Raw genomic sequence first — 18,188 nt, 5'->3', positions numbered from 1 at the left:
ATTAGTCCTTTCCGACGTGGAGAATTGCGAGGAAAGCTTCCTGCGGCACGTCGACACGGCCCAGAGACTTCATCCGCTTCTTACCTTCTTTCTGCTTGTTCAGCAGCTTCTTCTTCCGGCTCACGTCACCGCCGTAACACTTGGCGGTCACGTCCTTGCGCAGCGCCTTGACGGTACTGCGGGCGATGATCTGGTTGCCGATGGCAGCCTGGATGGCGATATCGAACATCTGGCGCGGGATCAGCTCGCGCATCTTCTCCACCACCTGGCGACCGCGGTACTGGGCGTTCTCCTTGTGGGTGATGATGGCCAGGGCGTCGACCCGCTCACCGTTGATCATGATGTCCAGACGGACCATGTCGGAGGTCTCGAAGCGCTTGAAGCCGTAGTCCAGGGAGGCATAGCCACGGCTGGTGGACTTCAGGCGGTCGAAGAAGTCGAGCACCACTTCCGCCATCGGGATCTCGTAGGTCAACGCCACCTGCTTGCCGTGGTAGACCATGTTGGTCTGCACGCCGCGCTTCTCGATACAGAGGGTGATCACGTTGCCCATGTACTCCTGCGGCAGCAGGATGTGACACTCGGCGATCGGCTCACGCATCTCCTTGATGCTGGTGATGGCGGGCATCTGGGCCGGGCTGTCGATGTGGATGGTGGTACCGTCGGTCAGCTCGATCTCGTAGACCACGGTCGGTGCCGTGGTGATCAGATCCAGATCGTATTCACGCTCCAGCCGCTCCTGGATGATCTCCATGTGCAGCATGCCGAGGAAACCGCAACGGAAGCCGAAGCCCAGCGCGGTGGAACTCTCCGGTTCGAAGAACAGGGAAGCATCGTTCAGGGAGAGCTTGTCGAGGGCGTCGCGGAACGACTCGTAGTCATCGCTGGAGATGGGGAACAGGCCCGCATACACCTGCGGTTTCACCTTCTTGAAGCCAGCCAGCGCCTTCTCGGCACCGTTCTTGGCCTGGGTCAGGGTATCGCCCACCGGCGCGCCGTGGATGTCCTTGATACCGCAGACAACCCAACCTACCTCGCCGCAACCCAGCCCCATGGTGTCCACCTGCTTGGGCGTGAAGATACCGATACGATCGACACCCCACACCTGACCGGTGCTCATCACCTTGATCTTGTCGTTCTTCTTGAGAGAACCGTTCTTGATCCGCACCAGCGACACCACGCCCAGATAGGAGTCGAACCAGGAGTCGATGATCAGCGCCTGCAGCGGCGCATCCGGATCACCTTCCGGCGCCGGGATCCGGGCCACGATCTCTTCCAGCACCAGGTCAACACCCAGGCCGGTCTTGGCGGAGCAGCGTACCGCATCGACCGCGTCGATGCCGACGATGTCTTCGATCTCTTCGGCAACCCGCTCCGGCTCGGCGGCCGGCAGGTCGATCTTGTTCAGCACTGGCACCACTTCCAGATCCATTTCCATGGCGGTATAGCAGTTGGCCAGAGTCTGTGCCTCAACCCCCTGGCCGGCATCCACCACCAGCAGCGCCCCTTCACAGGCCGCCAACGAGCGGGAGACCTCGTAGGAGAAATCCACGTGGCCAGGGGTGTCGATAAAGTTCAGCTGGTAGGTGTTACCGTCTTGTGCCTGGTAGTTCAGGGTCACACTCTGTGCTTTGATGGTAATGCCGCGCTCGCGCTCCAGGTCCATGGAGTCAAGCACCTGAGCCTGCATCTCGCGGTCGGACAGGCCGCCACAAGTCTGGATCAGACGGTCCGACAGGGTCGATTTACCGTGGTCGATGTGCGCAATAATCGAAAAGTTACGAATGTGTTTCATCGAGCAAGAATCACTCAAAATTAGGTTAGGGCCGGATATGGAGGCAGGATTTTACTGGATAACCCGGTCGACGGCCAATCTTTAGTCGACGAAGCACCAGAAATACAGGCCTGGACAGTGTCAGGAGAGGTGGCGGGTAGGCAGGACCACACCCAGCATGCGGGGACCATAAGCCCCCTGATCGAGCCGGTTTGAAAAGTAACGAACCAGTGAAAATCCGATAAGGCCGCCCAGCAGGCAACTGAGGATGGTGACCCCCTCCCCGGCCGACAGCAAGGGAGCCAGCCAGAGTTGCCCCAGCAGGGCTCCCGCCAGCAGACAGAACAGCGGCAGCACGTAGACCAGCGCAGCCCCCTGCAGAATGCTCGCCTGGGGGATACCGAGCCTCACTTGCTGGCCGACACTCACCTCGATGGTGAGCGCCACCCGCAGCCGCTGCGCCTGCAACGGAAACGCCTTGGCTACCGTGCCGGTGCCGCAGTTGGACTGTTGATGACAACCGCTGCAGGCGGAGCGTCGTTCGCACTCCACCCAGGCATGTTGTCCATCAATGGCCACTACGGTTGCCAGCTCTTCGCTCATTCCACTCACAAGACGGTTCCACATTAACTAGACAGAGATTGACCCAATCTGAACATGACTGTCTGGATTGGGCAAGCAACAGTGCATCGGCGACTACTGGACGGTCTCGTTGCGGGCCAGCGGTTGCACCGACTCGGCGATGCGTTTCGCGGTATCGGCCGGCACTTCCCCTACCACAGTGATCTCAACCCCCACGTCATTGACATAGCTCACCAGCGAGGTAGCCCCCTGGCGGATCAACTGCTGGCGCACCGCCTGCTTGGGATCGACCCGGGCAACGTAGACCGAGAGATCCACCAGTCCGTCGGAGAGCATCATGTAATCCACCGGCAGGCTGGTGGTCACCAGCTGATGCCGATCCCGCGAGAGCACCTTGAACCCCTCCGGCAACCAGGTCAGGTGCCAGTTCAGCTGTTGCTGCGGTGCCGGGTAGGCGTCTTCCAGTGCCAGTGCCTGAGGCAGCTTGCTGCCAGCCAGCTTCACCAGCCAGGGCGCCGGGGCAGGCAGCCTGTCCAGATCCACCCCCAGCACCTGTTCCACCAGATTGCCCTCCCGATCCACCATGTCCACCCGCACCAGCAGGTGGCTCTGCTCGTCGATCCAGAGCACGAAACCGTACTTGTCGGCCTCTTTGGGCACCAGCCGCACGACCTGAGCCACCAACCCGGCCGCCCGGCTACGACCGGCCAGCACGGGGTCATAGCTCTCCAGCACCCGTGGCAGCGGCATCCTGACCAGGCTCGCCCATACGCCGGGGAAGCGGGCGCCCTTGAGGGTGTAAGGTTCGTGGGTATTTTCGAAGAAGGTGTACTCATCCTGGCGCTGCAGATACTCGATGGTCTTGCCATCGAGATAGCTGAGGTGGGCCACCTCCTTGCCATCGATCACGCCATGGCTGAAGCGGATGGGTTCGAGGCGCCCCTGCCGGGCCTTGACCATGGACAATTCAAAATTCTGTTGCGAGACGGCACTCTGCATCTGCTGCAACAAGGCCTCGGCCGACTTGTCGTCGGCCGAGGCCTTGGCACTGATCAGCAGGAGAGAGGCCAGCAAAATACGGCTGGACTGGCGCACGTTCTGATCCCTAAATCCGTTATTCCTGAATCTGCTTGTCTTGCAGCAGACGCTGTTGCAACTGGTGGTCACGCAGGAAAGCATTGATGCGCTCGCGCTGCTCCTGCATCTGCTGCTCGCTCAGCCCTTGCTGACGGGCAGTGGCCCGGTTGCCATCCTGCGGGTAGTGCACGCTCACCGGTGAGGCACTGCCGCCAACGGGGATAGTGTTGAGTACCGGATTGGTTGGCAGACCATCCTGCCCCTGATACTGCTGCACCCCGAAGATGACGGCGGCAGCGACCGAGGCGGCGATGGCGTATTGCCCCACCTGCTGGCCAGCACGGCGCAGAAACGGCACGACCCTGGCGGTACCCGGCTGCGGTGCGGCAGGTTTGCTCTCCACCGGCTTGGGCGCCAGGATGGTGGGCTCATCTTCCAGCGCAGCCATGATGCTGTCGCTCAGATCCAGTTGCAGATTGACCGGCAGGTCCCCCCGCATGGCATCACCGATCAGGTGGTAACGAGACCAGGTGTCTTGCAGAGCCGGATCCGTTCCCAGCTCGTTCAGAACCTCAACATCGCTCAAGTCACCGTCCATCAGGGCCGAGAGTTGCTCTTTAGTTGCCATAAGTTAACCTGTCTTTCCCCAGTTAATTCTCGATCAGAGGTTGCAGCTTTTTATCGATTGCTTCCCTCGCCCGGAAGATGCGGGATCTCACCGTACCCACCGGACAATCCATGATTTCGGCAATCTCTTCGTAGCTCAGCCCTTCCAGTTCGCGAAGGGTGATAGCTGTCCTCAAGTCTTCCGGCAAAGCTTCTATGGCAGAAAACACGGTGCGCTTGATCTCGTCGGTCAGCGTCAGGTTTTCCGGGGTAGCCACCTCTTGCAAGGCTTCGCCACCGCCATAGTATTCTGCCTCTTCCGCCTCTACGTCACTGCTGGGCGGCCTGCGCCCTTGAGAGGTCAGATAATTTTTGGCCGTGTTCACGGCGATCCGGTACAACCAGGTGTAAAACGCGCTCTCGCCACGGAATGTCGGCAACGCACGGTAGGCTTTGATGAATGCCTCCTGCGCCACATCCGGTACATCGCCCGGGTTGTTGACATACCTGGCCACCAGGTTGACCACCTTGTGCTGGTATTTTTTTACCAACAGGTTGAATGCATTTTTATCGCCACGCTGGACCCGTTCAACCAGCTGTTCGTCCAGTAGATTCTGGTCGCTCATCAGAGCCGTAAAACCCCCATCAGGTTATCGTTTTTCTTTTCCGGCCCTTCCTAAGCGCACAAGTTCAGACAGGAGGAATCAGGGAAAGTTCGCTTGCATTGAAAAAAATGTGACGCAGGCTGCATCACCACCCTCGCTTGGGCTACCATGGTGCCAGTTCTTAATCCAGGCCAATGATACTTATGAAAGCAAGTGTTGAATACCTTTGCGACGTACTGATCATTGGCAGCGGTGCCGCCGGTTTGTCTCTCGCGTTGCGATTGGCAGACCAGGCCAAAGTCCTGGTTCTGAGCAAGGGGCCCATCAGTGAAGGGGCCACTTTCTATGCGCAAGGAGGCATCGCTGCCGTGTTCGACGAGACCGACAGCATCGAATCCCACGTGAGCGACACGCTCAACGCCGGGGCCGGGTTGTGTGACCCGGCCGTGGTGGAGTTCACCGCCCGCAACGCTCGCGAGTCCATCCAGTGGCTGATCAAGCAGGGGGTCCCCTTCGATCAGGAAGAGGACGCCGAGGGAGAATCCCACTATCACCTGACCCGCGAAGGGGGCCACAGCCATCGCCGCATCTTCCACGCGGCGGATGCCACCGGCAAGGCGGTACAGCTCACCCTGATCGATCAGGTGCGCGCTCACCCCAACATCCAGCTGATGGAACGCTTCAACGCGGTCGACCTCATCACCACCCGCAAGCTGGGTCTGCCGGGCAACCGGGTGCTCGGCGCCTATGTCTGGAACCGCAACGCCGAGCAGGTCGAAGTGATCCGCGCCCGTTTCGTGGCGCTGGCCACCGGTGGCGCCTCCAAGGTGTATCAGTACACCTCCAACCCGGACGTCAGCTCCGGTGACGGCATCGCCATGGCGTGGCGCGCCGGCTGCCGGGTGGCGAACCTGGAGTTCAACCAGTTCCACCCCACCAGCCTGTTCCACCCCGATGACCCCAACTTCCTGCTGACCGAAGCCCTGCGCGGCGAAGGGGCCTACCTGCGCCGTCCCGACGGCAGCCGCTTCATGCCGGAGTTTGACGAGCGGGCCGAGCTGGCGCCGCGGGACATAGTCGCCCGCGCCATCGACCACGAAATGAAGCGGCTCGGCGCCGACTGCATGTATCTGGACATCAGCCACAAGCCGGCCGATTTCATCATCAAGCACTTCCCGACCATTTATGAACGCTGCCTCGCGGTCGGCATCGACATCACCAAGGAGGCGATGCCCATCGTCCCAGCGGCGCACTACACCTGCGGCGGCGTGATGATCGACAACAACGGCCAGACCGACATCCCCGGCCTCTACGCCATCGGCGAGGTGACCTACACCGGGCTGCATGGCGCCAACCGGATGGCCTCCAACTCCCTGCTCGAATGCGTGGTCTATGCCCATCAGGCGGGGGCCGACATTCTGGCCAAGCTGCCGATGAGCGTGGAGCCGCCCCGTCTGCCGGTGTGGGACGAGAGCAAGGTGGAAGATTCGGACGAACTGGTGGTGATCCAGCACAACTGGCACGAGCTGCGCCTGATGATGTGGGACTACGTGGGGATAGTGCGTACCAACAAACGCCTGGCCCGGGCCAAGCGCCGCATCGACCTGCTCAAGCAGGAGGTGCAGGAGTACTACGCCCACTTCCGGGTCTCCAACAACCTGCTGGAGCTGCGCAACCTGCTGCAGGTGGCCGAACTCATCGTCAACTGCGCACTGCAACGCAAGGAGTCGCGCGGCCTGCACTACAACCTGGACTACCCGGACATGCAACCGGACTCCAAGCCGACCGTGCTGACGCCGGAGCGGGACTAACCCTTTCGCTTCGCAATGAGCCAGAGGGTCACGCGGCCTGCACTGCTGCAACCCGGACTACCCGGACATGCAACCGGACTCCAAGCCGACTGTGCTGACGCCGGAACGGGACTAACTCTGCAGCAAGCAACAAGCAGCAACATCCAGATGACCTCGCTCCGGCGGGGTCATCTGTTTTATGGGGAAGAGAGCTTAGCGGGTCGGCTGGGAGAAGTGGATGGCGCGGGCCAGCGTACGGTAATGAGCTGGCGACAGCGCATCGCTGAACAGCCAGAGCCGGATGGCGGGACGCTCCGCCGTCACCAGTTGCAGCCAGAGTACCCCGGGCCAGATGCGGCTGCCGGTCCCCAGCAGATAACGACGACCCTGCCAGGTGAGCCACTGCCCATCCCACTCCAGCACACCGCTCATCCGGCTGGCGCCAAGCCAGGCGTGCCACAACCCCAGCCCCCAGCAGGGCAGCAACAGAGCCCACTGCCAGCCGTGGATCAGGGCGGCCAGCGGCCACAGGATCAGCAGAAACAGCGACAACAGCAGCAGGCGCTGCTGCCTGGAGACGGTGACGGGCATCGACACCCGTACGGGCAGATCAGCGCTGGCGATCGTGGCGGGCCTGATTGCGCTCCAGGATCAGCGGGATCATGGCGGCAAACGCGGGGTCTTCCGGCACGCCGTGGCCCATGCTCCAGCGGAACAGCTCCGGATCCTCGCACTCCAGCAGGCGGATGAAGGTTTGCTGCTCCGCCTCGCTCAGACCGTCGAACTCGTGTTCGAAGAAAGGCATAAAGATCACATCCAGCTCGAGCATGCCACGGCGGCAGGCCCACTTCAGGCGGGATTTTTCAATTGGGCTCAACATGGAACTCTCCTTACAAAGACCCGGCGATGGTAACAGCTGGATTTTCCGGCTGACAAACATTCCTTACGTCTTTACCATGCAGGTCACATACTTTCTGTCTCTGGAATGCCATCGTGAGCCTGCCAACCCTTCCCGCCGAGCCAACCCTGTTCCCTCTGACCGATCTGGCCATCACCAGCCTGAGCGGCCAGGATCGCGCCAAATACCTGCAGGGTCAGGTCACCTGTGACGTCAACGCCTTGCAGCCGGGCCAGCACACCCTGGGTGGCCACTGCGATCCCAAGGGCAAGCTGTGGAGCGATTTTCGCCTGCTCTGCCTGAGCGATCGCCTGCTGATGCTGACCAAGCCGTCGGTGCTGGCCCGCCAGCTGCCCGAGCTCAAGAAGTTCGCCATCTTTGCCAAGGTCGAGATCAGCGAAAATCACGGCCAGGCGGTCGGCGTGGCCGGTCAGGGGACCGATGGCTGGATCGCAGGGCAATACGGCCTGCAGCAGAGTGGCCTCATCGAGGGTGGCATGGCGGTGCGAGTCGAGGCCGATCGCTGGCTGCTGGTCAGCGAACAGCCGCTGGCGCTGACCCTGCCAAGCGGCCCCGAGTCGCTCTGGTGGGGACTGGAGATCAAGGCCGGCATCCCCCATCTGGAGGCAGTGCATCAGGGTGAGTACATTCCCCAGATGCTCAACCTGCAGGCGCTCGATGGCATCAGCTTCACCAAGGGCTGCTACATGGGGCAGGAGACGGTGGCCCGCGCCAAGTATCGTGGCGCCAACAACCGCGCCCTGTTCGTGCTGAGCGGCACCGCCACTACGCCGGTTGCCAGCGGTGACACCCTGGAGATCCAGCTCGGTGACAACTGGCGCCGCAGCGGCATGGTACTCAACGCCTGGCAGCAGGATGGTGAGCTGTGGCTCACCGCCGTGCTGCCCAAGGACACCGAAGCCGACGCCCGCTTCCGGCTCAAGCAGGAAGAGGGCTCAAGCCTGAGCCTGCAGCCCCTCCCCTATCAGCTGACCGAGTAAGCGAAGAGCCCTGCTAGCGTGCCCGCGCCAGCAGGGCCTCCTTCAGCCAGCGCCCCGCCTGCCCGAGCGGGCGGGCGCGATGCCACTGCAGCTCCAGTGCCAGCTCCGGCTGGGTAATGAAGTCCGGCTTGAGCACCACCACCTCGCCCCGGGCCAACGGCCGGTGCAGCAGAAAATCGGGCACCGCCGCCCAGCCCAGCCCCAGTTTCACCAGCTCCAGGATCCCGAGATCCCCCTCCACCCACCACACCTGCGCCGACAGGCGAAAGCGATGGCGCTCCGTCCCCTCCCGTCGCCCTGTCACCAGCAGCTGGCGAGCCCCCTGCAGATCGCTCTCCCGCAGCGGCGCCTTGTGGGCCAGCGGATGTTCGGGGGAGACCACCAGCGGCATGGCGACGCCTCCCAGCGAGCGGGCCACGATCTCCTGCTGCGGGTGCTCCTTCTGATAGCTGATGCCGAGCTGGGCGCGGCCGCTGATCAGCATCTCGGTGAGATCCTCCATCAGCGGAAACAGCATCTCCAGCTCCACCGTCGGGTAGTGGGTGGCGAACTCCTCCAGCACGGCGCCGAGCCAGGGCAGGTGGGAGTCATCATCGATGGCCAGGGTCAGGCGCGACTCGACGCCGCTGGCCAGCTCGCCGGCGATGGCCTGCAAGCGGGCGCTCTGGGCCAGCAAGATACCGGCCTCCTGGCTGATGCGCACGCCCGCCTCGGTCAGCACAGGATAGCGCCCGCTGCGATCGAACAGCTCCAGCCCCAGATCTATCTCCAGATTGGCGATGGCGGTGCTGACTACCGACTGCGCCTTGCCCAGCTGGCGCGCGGCCGCCGAGAAGGAGCCTGCCTGCGCGGCGGCCAGCAATACCCTGAGTTGTTCCAGCGATGGATTCATCGTTCTGCTCCTGCAAATGCGGTCATCTATCTATTTTAGCGATGGATACCAACGTGAAACTATCAACAAATAGGGATAGATTGCCAACCAGTCAGTCAACATACCTGTTTAAAGAGAGGAATTTATGCGTACCCGCAACGACCGTATCCGCCATGCCATCGGCTTTGAAGTGATAGGTCTGCTCATCGCCGCCCCCCTGGCCAGCTGGGCCACAGGTATCGAGCTCAGCCACATGGGGCCGCTGGCCATCCTGTTCTCGGTGCTGGCCACCGTCTGGAACTATGTCTACAACATCGGCTTCGACAAGCTGCTGCTCAAGTACCAGGGTCACCCACACAAGACCTTGTGGCAGCGCGTGGTCCATGCGTTCGGCTTTGAAGGGGGCTTCATGGCGCTGACCCTGCCGGTCATCGCCTGGTGGCTGGATCTCGCCCTGCTGGCGGCACTGGCGCTCAACATCGGCTTCGTGACCTTCTATCTGGTCTACGCCTTCATCTACAACTGGAGCTATGACAAGGTGTACCCGATCCCGGGCCAGTGGCAGCAGAACGCACTGGGTTGAACGACGGCAAAAAACGGCAGGAAAAACGAGGCACCATCATGCAAGGGGCATGATGGTGCTGGGGGAGGACAAGCCCGGCGGGCCTGCCGCGGCGTTCAGGCTTGTGCCTTCAGCTCTTCGGTCGGGGCCTCTGCCTCGGCCGACTCCTGCGTCAGCATGGCCTCGATGTCGCTCTGGTACTGGGTCAGCAGTCGCTGGGCCGCGACCATGTCACCCTTGTGCAGGCGCTCGAACAGATGGTGCTGCACCACGCCGTTGAGATACTCCACCGTGACCGGTTGCTCGAGGGTATCCAGCAACTCCTCTTTTTCCAGCTCGGCATTGATTTCATCGGCACTGGTACGCAGCAGACCGGCCAGTTGCACCAACATACGGCGCTCACCTTCGCGCAACAGGCTCAACATGCGGTTTCTCTGCTGCTCATTCTGTTGGGTCATACATTTCCTTACGTCGAATGGGAACAAGCCCGCTCATTCTGCCTTGTCGCTCTGACAGCGTCTATCTCATGCCCCCCACTTATTTTCATGTCGCAGCCGCAAAGTGCGCCAGATGCTATTTGACCCGTCGCTAGGTATAGTAGCCACTGGTTTACGGGCGCCGAGCCGCCCCGATCGGACGAGATATTTCACCATGACCGACACCATTCTGGTGCTTTGCACCTGCCCGGATGAGGCCAGTGCCGACCTCATCTGCGCACAACTGCTGAACCAGCGGCTGGCGGCCTGCATCAACCAGCTGCCCGGCCTCACCTCCGTCTATCGCTGGCAGGGCCAGATCGAACGGGCCACGGAGATCCAGCTCATCATCAAGTCGCACGCCGCCCTGTTCGAGCCGCTGCGCCAGTGCATTCTTGCTCATCACCCCTATGAGGTGCCGGAGATCCTGGCGCTGCCCACAAGCCAGGGCCATCAGCCCTATCTCGACTGGATAAAACAGGAAACCTCATGACACCGTCTCGCCTGCTCTTTCCCCTGTTGTTGCTCTGTGCCCTGCTGGCCGGCCTGGGCTCACTGCCGGCCCGCGCCAGCAGCACGGATCTGCTGAGCGCCCTCGGCATCGAGGCCAGCGCCCAGCCCAAATTTCTGAAAGTGGACGAGGCGTTCGTCCTCGAGCGCGAACAGCAGGGCAATCGGCTGCTGCTGCGCCTGCGCATCGCCGACGACTACTACCTCTATCGCCACAGCTTCCGCTTCAAGGGGGAGAACCTCGCCTTCGAAGAGCCCGTGCTACCCGCCGGCACCGAGCATGAAGATGACTTCTTCGGCAAGACCCAGGTCTATTACCGGGAGCTGCAGATCCCCGTCACCCTGACCGAGGCCGGCCAGCAGGCCAGCTTCAAGATCAGCTATCAGGGCTGTACCGACGGCCTCTGCTACCCCCCCACCGACAAGCTGATCAGCATCCAGCCGCTCACCGCCCAGCAGAGCGAGCAACCTGACCAGCCCACACCGGCCAGCAGCCAGCAGGATCAGCTGGCGGCCGCCCTCGGCAGCCAGGGCTTCTGGCTCAGCGTCGCCGCCTTCTTCGCACTCGGGCTCGGCCTCGCCTTCACCCCCTGCGTCTTCCCCATGTATCCCATCCTGACCGGGATCATCGCCGGGGCCGGCCATCGCCTCTCCACTCGCCGCGCCTTCCTGCTCTCATTCGTCTACGTGCAGGGGATGGCGGTCACCTACACCCTGCTCGGGCTGGTGGTGGCCTCGGCAGGCTTGAAATTCCAGGCCGCGCTGCAGCATCCCTACGTCTTGATCGGCCTCTCGGTGATGTTCGTGCTGCTGGCCCTCTCCATGTTCGGGCTCTACACCCTGCAACTGCCAAGCAGCCTGCAGACCCGGCTGTCCGGCCTCTCCAACCGCCAGCAGGGCGGCTCCGTGCTCGGAGTCGGTATCATGGGGATGATCTCCGGCCTGGTCTGCTCCCCCTGCACCACGGCCCCGCTCTCAGGCGCCCTCATCTACGTGGCCCAGAGCGGCGATCTCTGGCTCGGCGGCGCGGCTCTCTACGCCCTGTCGCTCGGCATGGGGCTGCCACTGCTGCTGCTCGGCACCTCGGGCGGCAAGCTGCTGCCCAAGGCGGGCGCCTGGATGGACGTGATCAAGCAGCTGTTCGGGTTTGCGTTGCTGGCGGTGCCCATCCTGCTGCTCTCGAGGCTGTGGAGCGATCAGGTCACCACCCTGGCCTGGCTCGGCTGGGGGCTGCTGCTGTGCGGCTACCTCTATCATCACAACCAGCATCAGGGCCATTCGGTGGGGCGCAGCCTGCGCGGCTTCGTACTGCTGCTGGTCATGATCAGTGCCGTGGTGGTGGGCAAGGATCTGCTGCTGCCCCCCCAGGGGGCCAGCGTAGCCGCTCAGGCCGAGGCACCGGCCTTCATTCGCATCAAGACGCTGGACGATCTCAAGACCCAGCTGGCCGCCGCCCGCGGCAAGCCGGTGCTGCTCGATCTTTATGCCGACTGGTGTGTGGCCTGCAAGGAGTTCGAACACAAGACCTTCAGCGACCCCGCCGTGCGCGAGCGGTTCGGCCAGATGGTGCTGCTGCAGGCAGACGTCACCGCCAACGACGATGCCGATGTGGAGCTGCTCAATGGCCTCAACGTGCTGGGGCTGCCGACCCTCATCTTCTTCGATCGCACCGGCAACGAGGTAAGCGGCCAGCGGGTCACCGGCTTTATGGGGCCCACCGAATTTCTCGGTCAGCTGGACAAGCTGCGCTGAGGCCGGGTGGCCCGTGCAATCGTGCGGGCCCCCGGTTTGACCGCCATTTTTCCGGCAATCCCTTGTATATGATCGACAGCGTGGCAATATTTGCGCTTTCCCGTCTCGTTCGTCCGGAGTTTTGATGAAAAAGTGGTTCATCCCCCTGCTGGCCCTCTGGCTGTATGGCTGTTACGCAGGTCCAGGTGAAGAGGCAATCCGGACTCAGGTCACCGCCAAACTGCAGGCAGACACCGACGCCAATCTGTTCGAGATCAGTGACTTCGCCATCCTGGACAAGGAAGAGCGCATGGAGGGGGTCTATCTGGTCAAGGTGAGCTACCAGCTCCACTTCAAACAGGGGATGGAACAGCTGCAGGTGCTGCACGACGAGGATCTGGTCTATGACAGGGTCGGTCCCTTCCAGCAGGAGATGGGGCTGATGGAGCTGGAGCGCAAATACGGCGAGTTCGAGGCGGGCCAGGTGCTGCCGCAGCAGGCCGAAGTGTGGATGATGAAAACCGAGCAGGGTTGGCGTCTGGCCGAACCCGCCCACTGACACGCAACCGGCCAGAATACCCAGGCTGACTCAGGCCTGGGTATCCACCCTATCCCCCTCGCTAGCCGGCGTGCAGCCCATTCAACACACGGGATGGGCGGACGCTGATTGTTTGACTGCTCCAGCTAAATAGCAGTATCAATCCGGCCAACCACCACGCCGTGGCGCACCAGATCAGCCCCCCTTAGAACAGATCCTTGAAGCGGTACCAGAGCATGCCAAGCGCCAGCAGGGGCGAGCGCAGCGCCGGGCCGCCGGGGAAGGTCATGTGGGGTACGCTGCCAAACAGATCGAAACCCCGGCTCTCCCCCTTGATCGCCTCCGCCACCAGCTTGCCCGCCATGTGCGTGGCATTGAGACCATGGCCGGAATAGGCCTGGGCATAGAAGACGTTGGGCTGCTCCGGCAGACGGCCAATCTGGGGCAACCGGTTGGCCCCGATGCCTATCATGCCGCCCCACTGGAATTCGATGGCGGTATCCGCCAGCTCGGGAAACACCCGCAGCAGCTTGGGCAGCATGAAGGCCTTGATGTCGCGAGGATCCCTTCCTGAATAATTGCAGGCACCGCCAAACAGCAGCCGGCCGTCGGCGGAGAGGCGGTAGTAGTCGAGCGCCACGTTCTGATCGCACACCGCCATGTTCTGCGGCAGCAGGCGCTGGCGCAGCCGCTTCTCCAGCACCTCGGTGGCGAGGATGTAGGAGCCCGCCGGCAGCACCTTGCCCCCCAGCTCGGGGTTGAGGTCGTTGAGATAGGCGTTGCAGCCGATCACCAGGTAGTCGGCGCTGACCCGGCCGTGGGCCGTGGTGACCTGCAGCCGGTCGCCATAGTCGATGTGCACCACTCTGGACTGCTCAAACAGAGCCACACCCAGGCTGGCCGCCGCGCGCGCCTCACCCAGCGCCAGGTTGAGAGGGTGCAGATGGCCGGAGCCCATGTCGATCATGCCGCCGATGTAGCGATCCGAGCCCACCACACGGTGAATATCCTCCCGTGCCACCAGCTTCACCTCATGCCGGTAGCCGAGGCTCGCCAGGTGCGCCGCCTCCTCTGCAAACCCGGCCAGATGGCGCTGACGGGTGGCCAGATCGCAGTAGCCCCAGCGCAGGTCGCAGTCGATGTTGAAGCGCTCGATCCGCTCGCGCACCAGCTCGACCGCCTCCAGCCCCATCAGATCCAGCTCGCGCACGCCCTCTTCACCAATCCAGCGGGCGAACTGGCTGGTGTCGTGGCCGATACCGCGAATGAGCTGACCGCCGTTGCGCCCGGAGGCGCCCCAGCCGATGCGGTTGGCCTCCAGCAACACCACCTTGTAACCGGCTTCGGCCAGATTGATGGCAGTGTTGAGACCGGTGAAACCGCCGCCAATGATGCAGACCTCGGCATTCAGTTCGCCACTGAGCTCAGGCCACTGCTGATTGTCGTTGCGGGTAGCCGCGTAATAGGAGGCCACGTGCTCCTGATGGGGGTAGTGCTTTCCTGCCTGCATGCTCAGCATCCTGCCTTGATAGCGTTGCGTTTACTAAAATAAACGGCCTGTAATCGATAATACTCAGCCACCCGCCGCCAATCCAGCCCGCAGGGATCACAGAAATGCAAAAGGTGCCTCGAAAGACACCTTGCTCACGTCCGCTGGCGACCCCGCCATGCGGCAATGCAAAAGGCGCCCCGCAGGGCGCCTTTTCATGCAATCAAACTACCGTAACGAATTACAGTACGTCGATGGCGTTCAGGTCGGAGAAAGCCTTCTCCAGACGAGCGATCATGGTAGTCTGGCCGGCACGCAGCCATACACGCGGATCGTAGAACTTCTTGTTCGGCTTGTCGGCGCCTTCCGGGTTACCCAGCTGACCTTGCAGGTAGGCTTCGTTCTTCTTGTAGAAGCCCAGAATGCCTTCCCAGGTCGCCCACTGGGTGTCGGTGTCGATGTTCATCTTCACCACGCCGTAGGAGATGGACTCGCGGATCTCTTCCAGAGTGGAACCTGAACCACCGTGGAATACGAAGTCCAGAGACTTGGCAGGGATGCCGAACTTCTCGGAAACGTACTTCTGGGAAGCGTCCAGGATGGACGGGGTCAGCTTGACGTTACCCGGCTTGTAAACACCGTGTACGTTGCCGAAGGAGGCAGCGATGGTGAAACGCGGGCTGATCTTGGACAGACGCTCGTAGGCGTAGGCCACGTCTTCCGGCTGGGTGTACAGGGCGGACTGGTCCATGTGGCTGTTGTCGACGCCGTCTTCTTCGCCACCGGTGCAACCCAGTTCCAGCTCCAGAGTCATGTTCATCTTGGCCATGCGGGTCAGGTACTCGCAGCAGATGTCGATGTTCTCTTCCAGAGACTCTTCGGACAGGTCCAGCATGTGGGAGGAGAACAGCGGCTTGCCGGTTTCGGCAAAGTGCTTCTCGCCCGCGTCCAGCAGACCGTCGATCCACGGCAGCAGCTTCTTGGCGGCGTGGTCGGTGTGCAGGATGACCGGTACACCGTAAGCTTCGGCAACGGCGTGAACGTGCTTGGCACCGGAGATGGCACCGATGATGGCAGCTTGCTGGCCTTCCAGTTTCAGACCCTTACCGGCGGTGAACACGGCACCACCGTTGGAGAACTGAACGATAACCGGCGCTTTAACCTTGGCGGCAGCTTCCAGTACGGCGTTGACGGAGTCGGTACCGACGCAGTTGACGGCCGGCAGAGCGAAGCCGTTCTCTTTCGCGATGGCGAACACTTTCTGAACGTCATCACCAGTGATCACGCCGGGTTTTACGAAGTCGAAAATTTTCTTAGACATGTTTAATCGTCCTGTTCTCGTATGCCGTTAATAAAAAATGGGGGGTTCATCATGAACCGGCACAGCGGGCACATGATAAACGAAACGGGAGGCTTTTGCCCCCCGTCTCGGGTCAATTAGGCTTTGGCGCGCTGTTCCAGAATCGCAACAGCCGGCAGTACCTTGCCTTCCACGAACTCCAGGAAGGCGCCGCCGCCGGTGGAGATGTAGGAGACCTTGTCGGCGATGCCGAACTTGTCGATGGCAGCCAGAGTGTCACCACCGCCAGCGATGGAGAAGGCCGGAGAAGCAGCGATGGCTTCGGCGATCACCTTGGTACCTTCAGCGAACTGGTCGAACTCGAACACGCCGACCGGGCCGTTCCACAGGATGGTCTTGGCGTTCATGATGATGTCGGCCAGGGCCTTGGCAGAGTCAGGGCCGATGTCGAAGATCATGTCGCCGTCGGTCACGTCAGCGACGGACTTGATGGTGGCCGGGGTGGACTCGGAGAACTCGGCACCGACAACCACGTCGGTGGTCACCGGGATGTTGGTTTCGGCAGCCAGTTTCTTGGCGGTGTCGATCAAGTCGTGCTCGCACAGGGACTTGCCGACGTTGTGACCGGCAGCAGCGATGAAGGTGTTGGCGATGCCACCACCGACCACCAGCTGGTCAGCGATCTTGGAGAGGGATTCCAGTACGGTCAGCTTGGTGGAGACCTTGGAGCCGCCAACGATGGCAACCATCGGGCGCTCGGGCTTCAGCATGGCTTTGCCCAGGGCTTCCAGTTCACCCGCCAGCAGCGGACCGGCACAGGCGACCGGTGCGAACTGAGCCACACCGTAGGTGGAGCCTTCGGCGCGGTGAGCAGTACCGAACGCATCCATTACAAAGACGTCACACAGGGCGGCGTATTTTTTGGCCAGCTCTTCGGTGTTCTTCTTCTCGCCTTTGTTGAAGCGGCAGTTTTCCAGCACAACCAGCTCACCGGCGGCGACTTCTACGCCATCCAGGTAGTCTTTGGCCAGACGAACCGGGCAGGACAGTGCGTCTTTCAGATAGTTGACAACCGGAGCCAGGGAGAATTCTTCGTTGTATTCACCCTCGGTCGGACGACCCAGGTGGGAGGTGATCATCAGCTTGGCGCCCTTTTCCAGAGCCAGCTTGATGGTCGGCAGAGTCGCAACGATACGTGCATCGGAGGTGACCTTGCCGTCTTTTACCGGCACGTTCAGGTCAGCACGGATCAGAACGCGTTTGCCCGCCAGATCCAGGTCAGTCATCTTGATAACAGACATATTCAGTCCTCTATATTTTCAGGTAATGTTAAAAACAGTAACCTTGCGCCCGGTGCAGGCTCTCAGCCTGCGGCCATCATGGCCCGGGTGGTATCCAGCATGCGGTTGGCGAAGCCCCATTCGTTATCACACCACATCAACATCTTGACGAGGTTGGCATCGCTGACCCGGGTCTGGGTACCATCAATGATGCAGGAGTGAGCATCATGATTAAAGTCTACGGAGACCAGTGGCTCTTCCGTGTAATCCAGAATACCGCTTAATGTACCTCTGGATGCCCGTTGCAGGGCTTGATTTACGTCAGTAACCGTCACTTTTTTACGAACAGTAATACTGAGATCCATTGCCGTTACGTTGATGGTCGGTACCCGTACCGCGATCGCCTCGAACTTGCCGGCGAAGTGGGGGAGGATCCGCTCCAACCCCTTGGCCAGCTTGGTATCCACCGGGATGATGGACTGGCTGGCAGCGCGGGTTCGACGCAAGTCGCTGTGGTAGGCATCGATGACTTGCTGATCATGCATGGCCGAATGAATTGTCGTAATAGTACCACAATTTATCTCGAATTCTCGATGCAATGTTTCGATGACGGGGACCACACAGTTGGTGGTGCAGGAGGCGTTGGAGACGATCCGCTCGCGCCCCGTCAGCACCTGATGGTTGACCCCGTAGACGATGGTGGCGTCCACATCCGCCTCGGCCGGATGGGAGAACAACACCTTGCCCGCCCCCGCCGCCAGATGCAGCTCGGCATCGGCCCGCGAGCCGAACACCCCGGTACAGTCCAGCACCACATCCACCCCCAGCGCCCGCCACGGCAAGCGCGACGGATCCCGCTCGGCGAACAGGGAGATGAGATCCTCCCCCACCAGCATGCTGTTGCCGGCCAGCTGCACCGGATGGTGGAACCGACCGTGGCTGGTGTCGAAGCGGGTCAGGTGCACCATGGCTTCGGGGGCGGCCAGCTCGTTGATGGCCACTATCTTGATGTTCTTGTCGCGGCCGCTCTCGTAGAGGGCCCGCAGCACGTTGCGGCCGATCCGCCCGTACCCGTTGATGGCAATCTTGATCATGAAA

19 protein-coding genes are annotated in these 18,188 nt (G+C 61.7%); 6 read left to right on the top strand and 13 right to left on the bottom strand.

Going from position 1 to position 18,188, the window contains the following annotated elements:
* Position 1: 1 nt before the first annotated feature.
* The 5 genes from lepA to rpoE all read right to left on the bottom strand — a co-directional run bounded on the left by lepA (position 2) and on the right by rpoE (position 4,665).
* A complete protein-coding gene (gene lepA, locus E5E97_RS08485) occupies positions 2-1,795 on the bottom strand; it encodes a translation elongation factor 4 (protein WP_016349519.1) in 1,794 nt (597 codons plus the stop codon).
* 120 nt (positions 1,796-1,915) lie between these two features.
* Entirely contained in the window at positions 1,916-2,377 is a 462-nt protein-coding gene (locus tag E5E97_RS08480; RefSeq protein WP_011704746.1) for a SoxR reducing system RseC family protein, read from the bottom strand.
* A 93-nt stretch (positions 2,378-2,470) separates the two neighbouring features.
* On the bottom strand, positions 2,471-3,451 hold the full coding sequence (locus tag E5E97_RS08475) for a MucB/RseB C-terminal domain-containing protein (RefSeq protein ID WP_016349517.1): 981 nt from the start codon (positions 3,449-3,451) through the stop codon (positions 2,471-2,473).
* Between the two features lie 19 nt (positions 3,452-3,470).
* Positions 3,471-4,061 carry an RseA family anti-sigma factor gene (locus tag E5E97_RS08470; protein ID WP_118881870.1) on the bottom strand — a complete coding sequence of 197 codons (591 nt, stop codon included), beginning with the start codon at positions 4,059-4,061 and terminating at the stop codon, positions 3,471-3,473.
* A 22-nt stretch (positions 4,062-4,083) separates the two neighbouring features.
* Entirely contained in the window at positions 4,084-4,665 is a 582-nt protein-coding gene (gene rpoE / locus E5E97_RS08465; protein WP_005309371.1) for an RNA polymerase sigma factor RpoE, read from the bottom strand.
* Between the two features lie 182 nt (positions 4,666-4,847).
* On the opposite strand from rpoE, the gene nadB reads away from it, so the two are divergent.
* Positions 4,848-6,455 carry an L-aspartate oxidase gene (gene nadB / locus E5E97_RS08460; RefSeq protein ID WP_118881871.1) on the top strand — a complete coding sequence of 536 codons (1,608 nt, stop codon included), beginning with the start codon at positions 4,848-4,850 and terminating at the stop codon, positions 6,453-6,455.
* Positions 6,456-6,647: 192 nt separating this feature from the next.
* Here the strand turns inward: nadB and E5E97_RS08455 are convergent, their stop codons facing one another.
* Both E5E97_RS08455 and E5E97_RS08450 read right to left on the bottom strand, forming a co-directional pair.
* Complete coding sequence (locus E5E97_RS08455; protein ID WP_171280164.1) at positions 6,648-7,025, bottom strand: protein YgfX; 378 nt, start codon at positions 7,023-7,025, stop codon at positions 6,648-6,650.
* 19 nt (positions 7,026-7,044) lie between these two features.
* Positions 7,045-7,314 carry a succinate dehydrogenase assembly factor 2 gene (locus E5E97_RS08450; RefSeq protein ID WP_011704741.1) on the bottom strand — a complete coding sequence of 90 codons (270 nt, stop codon included), beginning with the start codon at positions 7,312-7,314 and terminating at the stop codon, positions 7,045-7,047.
* Between the two features lie 113 nt (positions 7,315-7,427).
* Between E5E97_RS08450 and ygfZ the strand changes: the two genes are divergently transcribed.
* Positions 7,428-8,333, top strand: coding sequence for a tRNA-modifying protein YgfZ (gene ygfZ / locus E5E97_RS08445; protein ID WP_043165812.1), 906 nt, complete (start codon positions 7,428-7,430; stop codon positions 8,331-8,333).
* Between the two features lie 13 nt (positions 8,334-8,346).
* On the opposite strand, the gene E5E97_RS08440 is transcribed toward ygfZ, so the two are convergent.
* Complete coding sequence (locus E5E97_RS08440) at positions 8,347-9,225, bottom strand: LysR family transcriptional regulator (RefSeq protein WP_171280163.1); 879 nt, start codon at positions 9,223-9,225, stop codon at positions 8,347-8,349.
* Positions 9,226-9,349: 124 nt separating this feature from the next.
* On the opposite strand from E5E97_RS08440, the gene E5E97_RS08435 reads away from it, so the two are divergent.
* Positions 9,350-9,787 (top strand): PACE efflux transporter, encoded by a 438-nt coding sequence (locus E5E97_RS08435; RefSeq protein WP_171280162.1) that lies wholly within the window; start codon positions 9,350-9,352, stop codon positions 9,785-9,787.
* 95 nt (positions 9,788-9,882) lie between these two features.
* Here E5E97_RS08435 and E5E97_RS08430 read toward each other — a convergent pair whose 3' ends face one another.
* Positions 9,883-10,224, bottom strand: a complete 342-nt coding sequence (locus tag E5E97_RS08430; protein ID WP_016349513.1) for a hypothetical protein — start codon at positions 10,222-10,224, stop codon at positions 9,883-9,885.
* Between the two features lie 193 nt (positions 10,225-10,417).
* Between E5E97_RS08430 and cutA the strand changes: the two genes are divergently transcribed.
* The 3 genes from cutA to E5E97_RS08415 all read left to right on the top strand — a co-directional run bounded on the left by cutA (position 10,418) and on the right by E5E97_RS08415 (position 13,042).
* Positions 10,418-10,735, top strand: coding sequence for a divalent-cation tolerance protein CutA (cutA, locus tag E5E97_RS08425; RefSeq protein ID WP_039214661.1), 318 nt, complete (start codon positions 10,418-10,420; stop codon positions 10,733-10,735).
* Positions 10,732-12,504 (top strand): protein-disulfide reductase DsbD, encoded by a 1,773-nt coding sequence (locus E5E97_RS08420; protein ID WP_171280161.1) that lies wholly within the window; start codon positions 10,732-10,734, stop codon positions 12,502-12,504. The genes cutA and E5E97_RS08420 overlap by 4 nt, the downstream gene beginning before the upstream one ends.
* A gap of 124 nt (positions 12,505-12,628) precedes the next feature.
* Positions 12,629-13,042, top strand: a complete 414-nt coding sequence (locus E5E97_RS08415) for a hypothetical protein (RefSeq protein ID WP_024946158.1) — start codon at positions 12,629-12,631, stop codon at positions 13,040-13,042.
* 184 nt (positions 13,043-13,226) lie between these two features.
* Here the strand turns inward: E5E97_RS08415 and E5E97_RS08410 are convergent, their stop codons facing one another.
* The 4 genes from E5E97_RS08410 to epd form a co-directional block, all read right to left on the bottom strand.
* The gene (locus E5E97_RS08410; RefSeq protein WP_171280160.1) at positions 13,227-14,531 is read right to left on the bottom strand and encodes an FAD-binding oxidoreductase; all 1,305 of its coding nucleotides are present in this window, start codon (positions 14,529-14,531) and stop codon (positions 13,227-13,229) included.
* 220 nt (positions 14,532-14,751) lie between these two features.
* Positions 14,752-15,831, bottom strand: a complete 1,080-nt coding sequence (gene fbaA, locus E5E97_RS08405) for a class II fructose-bisphosphate aldolase (RefSeq protein ID WP_011704732.1) — start codon at positions 15,829-15,831, stop codon at positions 14,752-14,754.
* Between the two features lie 116 nt (positions 15,832-15,947).
* On the bottom strand, positions 15,948-17,111 hold the full coding sequence (locus tag E5E97_RS08400) for a phosphoglycerate kinase (protein ID WP_011704731.1): 1,164 nt from the start codon (positions 17,109-17,111) through the stop codon (positions 15,948-15,950).
* A 62-nt stretch (positions 17,112-17,173) separates the two neighbouring features.
* A complete protein-coding gene (gene epd / locus E5E97_RS08395; protein ID WP_010635047.1) occupies positions 17,174-18,184 on the bottom strand; it encodes an erythrose-4-phosphate dehydrogenase in 1,011 nt (336 codons plus the stop codon).
* Positions 18,185-18,188: the final 4 nt, after the last annotated feature.

Origin of the sequence: Aeromonas sp. 2692-1, assembly GCF_013085505.1 — a bacterium.
Taxonomy (GTDB): Bacteria; Pseudomonadota; Gammaproteobacteria; order Enterobacterales; family Aeromonadaceae; genus Aeromonas; species Aeromonas hydrophila.
The sequence above is the reverse complement of the archived record's forward strand: the minus strand, read 5'-3'. Positions and strand labels throughout refer to the sequence as shown.

Coding starts and splice junctions, on each gene's coding strand:
- E5E97_RS08400 (WP_011704731.1), bottom strand. CDS start 17,111: ATGTCTGTTATCAAGATGACTGACCTGGATCTGGCGGGCAAACGCGTT.
- E5E97_RS08470 (WP_118881870.1), bottom strand. CDS start 4,061: ATGGCAACTAAAGAGCAACTCTCGGCCCTGATGGACGGTGACTTGAGC.
- E5E97_RS08450 (WP_011704741.1), bottom strand. CDS start 7,314: ATGTTGAGCCCAATTGAAAAATCCCGCCTGAAGTGGGCCTGCCGCCGT.
- rpoE (WP_005309371.1), bottom strand. CDS start 4,665: ATGAGCGACCAGAATCTACTGGACGAACAGCTGGTTGAACGGGTCCAG.
- E5E97_RS08420 (WP_171280161.1), top strand. CDS start 10,732: ATGACACCGTCTCGCCTGCTCTTTCCCCTGTTGTTGCTCTGTGCCCTG.
- cutA (WP_039214661.1), top strand. CDS start 10,418: ATGACCGACACCATTCTGGTGCTTTGCACCTGCCCGGATGAGGCCAGT.
- E5E97_RS08430 (WP_016349513.1), bottom strand. CDS start 10,224: ATGACCCAACAGAATGAGCAGCAGAGAAACCGCATGTTGAGCCTGTTG.
- epd (WP_010635047.1), bottom strand. CDS start 18,184: ATGATCAAGATTGCCATCAACGGGTACGGGCGGATCGGCCGCAACGTG.
- lepA (WP_016349519.1), bottom strand. CDS start 1,795: ATGAAACACATTCGTAACTTTTCGATTATTGCGCACATCGACCACGGT.
- E5E97_RS08415 (WP_024946158.1), top strand. CDS start 12,629: ATGAAAAAGTGGTTCATCCCCCTGCTGGCCCTCTGGCTGTATGGCTGT.
- E5E97_RS08410 (WP_171280160.1), bottom strand. CDS start 14,531: ATGCAGGCAGGAAAGCACTACCCCCATCAGGAGCACGTGGCCTCCTAT.
- E5E97_RS08455 (WP_171280164.1), bottom strand. CDS start 7,025: ATGCCCGTCACCGTCTCCAGGCAGCAGCGCCTGCTGCTGTTGTCGCTG.
- nadB (WP_118881871.1), top strand. CDS start 4,848: ATGAAAGCAAGTGTTGAATACCTTTGCGACGTACTGATCATTGGCAGC.
- fbaA (WP_011704732.1), bottom strand. CDS start 15,831: ATGTCTAAGAAAATTTTCGACTTCGTAAAACCCGGCGTGATCACTGGT.
- E5E97_RS08480 (WP_011704746.1), bottom strand. CDS start 2,377: ATGAGCGAAGAGCTGGCAACCGTAGTGGCCATTGATGGACAACATGCC.
- E5E97_RS08440 (WP_171280163.1), bottom strand. CDS start 9,225: ATGAATCCATCGCTGGAACAACTCAGGGTATTGCTGGCCGCCGCGCAG.
- E5E97_RS08435 (WP_171280162.1), top strand. CDS start 9,350: ATGCGTACCCGCAACGACCGTATCCGCCATGCCATCGGCTTTGAAGTG.